Source organism: Chromohalobacter sp. 296-RDG, from assembly GCF_029889885.1.
Classification (GTDB): Bacteria; Pseudomonadota; Gammaproteobacteria; order Pseudomonadales; family Halomonadaceae; genus Chromohalobacter.
The window spans coordinates 1-3,073 of sequence record NZ_JARANY010000126.1 but is presented as its reverse complement, the minus strand read 5'-3'; the positions used below and the strand labels follow the sequence as shown (position 1 = coordinate 3,073).

General features: G+C 63.9%; 5 protein-coding genes. All 5 read right to left on the bottom strand.

Annotation, left to right across the window (positions count from 1 at the left end):
- Entirely contained in the window at nt 1–612 is a 612-nt protein-coding gene (locus tag OP495_RS16905) for a lambda exonuclease family protein (RefSeq protein ID WP_280563521.1), read from the bottom strand.
- A 58-nt stretch (nt 613–670) separates the two neighbouring features.
- Nucleotides 671–1,408 carry an ERF family protein gene (locus OP495_RS16900; protein WP_280563520.1) on the bottom strand — a complete coding sequence of 246 codons (738 nt, stop codon included), beginning with the start codon at nt 1,406–1,408 and terminating at the stop codon, nt 671–673.
- Nucleotides 1,409–1,419: 11 nt separating this feature from the next.
- Nucleotides 1,420–1,605 carry a hypothetical protein gene (locus OP495_RS16895; RefSeq protein WP_280563519.1) on the bottom strand — a complete coding sequence of 62 codons (186 nt, stop codon included), beginning with the start codon at nt 1,603–1,605 and terminating at the stop codon, nt 1,420–1,422.
- 112 nt (nt 1,606–1,717) lie between these two features.
- Nucleotides 1,718–2,686, bottom strand: a complete 969-nt coding sequence (locus OP495_RS16890) for a DUF932 domain-containing protein (RefSeq protein ID WP_280563518.1) — start codon at nt 2,684–2,686, stop codon at nt 1,718–1,720.
- Nucleotides 2,687–2,750: 64 nt separating this feature from the next.
- Nucleotides 2,751–3,073: hypothetical protein (locus tag OP495_RS16885; RefSeq protein ID WP_280570901.1), on the bottom strand; the 323-nt coding region annotated here is incomplete at its 5' end.

Here is a 3,073-nt window from a genome sequence, read left to right as displayed (position 1 = left end):
TCAGGCCGCCATCACCAGCGCCATGCGGCGCTCCAGTTCTTCGTGGAAGGCGTCGACCCGCTCGGCGATGGTGCGGATCATCGCCTCGTCCCGATAGGCGCGTTTCACGAACAGCGGCATCCCCGGCCAATAGCTGACGAAATCGATCCACTCCCGTTCACTGACCCACAGGCCGCCCTGGCATTGGGCGACATGTTCCGGGGGCAGCTCACCGGCCAGCAGCAACTCGATCTGGTACTTGGGCAGCTTGGTCTTGATTTCGGCGAGACCGTTGCGGTCCACCAGGCAGTCGGGCGAGTAGCCGACGCCGTGATTGAGGATGATGCCGACCTGCTTCAGGTGCGGCAGCCCCGTCGCCTCGTGGTAGAGCTCGCGGGCCACCGGCTCCAGTGCGTGGCCGCGTTGGGTGTGGGCATTGCCCTGGAAGGCATCGGAGGGCTCGCCGGTGATGCGCTCACCGATCAACTGATGCATGTAGCTCAGTGCCCCGCTGCCAAGGCCTCCCGGCCCCTTGCCCTTGACCAGCAATGTCTTCAGCTCGGACATGGTGACGATGCCGAGACGTGCGGCATGCCATTCGGGCGTGCCCTGGTCCAATGTCAGGATCTGCATGACGATCTCCTTGTTCGATGACGCGGCATAGACCGCGAGGGGCGTCCCTCGCGGCCGGTCAGTGAGGTTGTGAGTAGGGCTGGGCTCGCTTCTGCAGGGATGCGCGCAACTTGTCGAAATCACTGCGCGGCACCTGCTCGGCATCGCCATACTTGCCGACGAACCACTCCTGGGTAGCCGTCGGGCAGGCGCCCATCAGTTGCCTGATCTGGCCCGCCTGCAACGCGGTCACGCGCGTCACCGAGACGGCGGCATGTCCATTGTCGTCCTGGCCCCGGGTCGTGATGTTGAGCAAGGCACAGAGCACATAGCGTTTGCCATAGCTGGTCGACGAACCGAAGGCCTGGACGGCGTTCTTGTTGCCGCTGACGTCCGCCGGTAGCAGCATGCTGGTCTCTTCCCGGTGGCCGTCCTGGTGCATCAGCACGCCGGTGACCTGAATCGCACGCTCCTGGGTCTGGATACGGAAGCTCACCGCGAAGCCGTGCTTCTGCATGATCGGGCGCACGGTATCGACGATGTCCTCCAGCGTGGCGTAGTGGCCGTTGTTTCCCTGGCCACGTTCGGCGATGCTCGGCAGTTCGGTCTGCATGGCCGCCATGGCGGCGCTGTAGGCCATGAGCGCCTGGCGATCCAGCACGCGTTCCTGCATCTGCAGCAGACGCTCCATCTTGTCGATATCGACGTCGGGATTGAGGGCAGCCCGCTCGATCACCTGAATGATCGCGGTGCTGTCCTGATCGGACTGAGCCACCGGCGTCTGACCGTTGGCATTGGGCTTGATGGGGGTTGCCATGACAGCCTCCGTTAGCGATAGCGATTGATGACATCATCGAGCTGGTCGGCAGGGACCGGTTCCAGGGACACGGCCACGCGGTAGAGACGGCCCTCGGCCAGCACGTGGGTGTCCGTCGTGTGTTCCCTGGCCTTCAACAGTTGACGCGTCAACCGAGTCAGGACGCGGTAGGTCTCGGACGTCATGCGGGGTTGCATTGATACCTCCAGAAACAGCGACGCCCGGCCTGAAAAGGGCCGGGCGCACTGTCGTGATGGAAATGAATGGGGCTGTGTGACGTGCCGCCGGTGTCGTAGCGCTCGCGGCCGATCAGGCCACCAGCGCAAGCGCGGACTCCAGCGCCTTGTCCTTGAGGTGGGCTCCCTGGCCGAACCACGCAGAGTCCATGCGGTAGTCGTTGCTGCGGGCGCGCTTCTCGTGATCGACGTACTCGGTGACCGCGTTGAGCAGGCCCCAGGCGGTGCCTTGCGTCGTGCACAGTTGCGAGCCACGCCCTTCGCCCTGGTAAAGCTTCTGGACACGATTGAGGGCGCGGACATTGGGCAGCTTAGAAGGGTCGTCCAGTGGGCCGTCGGTATTGCAGATGACCGACTGGAAATACGTCTGGGCTTCCGCCTGGCTAACCTTGCGCTCGGCCAGGGTCTTCATGCGAACCATGAAGTCGTCCCACTGCGAGACCGAGAGGCCCAGCTGTTGCTTGACCAACTGAGGACGGAACTCGGTGCTGTGGGGCACCTTCACGCCTTGCGACATGCCATCCACAGCAATGGACAGAGTGTTGTTGCAGACCACCCGTACCGAGGTCGGCATAGCGACGGTGGCCAGGGAGCCGTCACACGACGTAGCCAGCAGCAGGTAGTCGTTGATCTGATCCTGCCCCTTTAAGGCACCGCCCAGCCCGCTGCGGGCCAGGGCCCAGAACTTGCGACCGCCCTTGAGCACGCCGGCGGTCTCGAGCTCATAGCCCGCGTATTCCGTGAGGTCGCGGTAGAACGCCAGGACCTCCTCCGGCTGCACCACCTTGTAGCGCTGAGACACCACCGACAGCGGGGCCTGAGTGTCGGAACGGTAGAGCACCTTCTGCTCGGGGAAGGAATGGATGCTGCCTAGATGTGATGCCGAGTCGGCAATGAAACGCACCGGCGATGCCTCGATGTGCCAGTCCATGCCGGCCTGCTGCCGCCAGACGTCCAGCGGTTGATGGCGGGACAGCTGCTGCCCCAGACCATGCCAGGGGGTATCGCCGACGTAAGCCATGTGCTCGATTTGATGGGCCATGAGAAAGCTCCTGAACGAAAAAAAGCCGGCAGAGCGCCGGCGGGTGAAGGGGGAAAGAACAGTGTCAGTCCAGCACGCGGAAGGTGTGGCCACAGCCCAGACAGAGCCAGGGGGACCCTTCGCCGGGGGGCAATAGATGACGAACCATCTGGTTGCCGGCCGCAGCACCGGCGATACCACCGGAGGCGCCGGCAATGACCGCACTCGCCACGCGACTGAGCGGCAGGTGCGGCGACGGCACCGTCGGCACTCTGACGGCGTAAAGCGATCCATAGACGCTCTTGAGACTGCCGGCCAGCGCACCGGCAGCGATGCCGAGCTTGCGGGCCGTCTCGAGATTGATGAGGTGCTGTGAATGACAGCGCATGCAAGGTGGGGCCATATCAC

Coding starts and splice junctions, on each gene's coding strand:
- OP495_RS16900 (WP_280563520.1), bottom strand. CDS start 1,408: ATGGCAACCCCCATCAAGCCCAATGCCAACGGTCAGACGCCGGTGGCT.
- OP495_RS16890 (WP_280563518.1), bottom strand. CDS start 2,686: ATGGCCCATCAAATCGAGCACATGGCTTACGTCGGCGATACCCCCTGG.
- OP495_RS16895 (WP_280563519.1), bottom strand. CDS start 1,605: ATGCAACCCCGCATGACGTCCGAGACCTACCGCGTCCTGACTCGGTTG.
- OP495_RS16905 (WP_280563521.1), bottom strand. CDS start 612: ATGCAGATCCTGACATTGGACCAGGGCACGCCCGAATGGCATGCCGCA.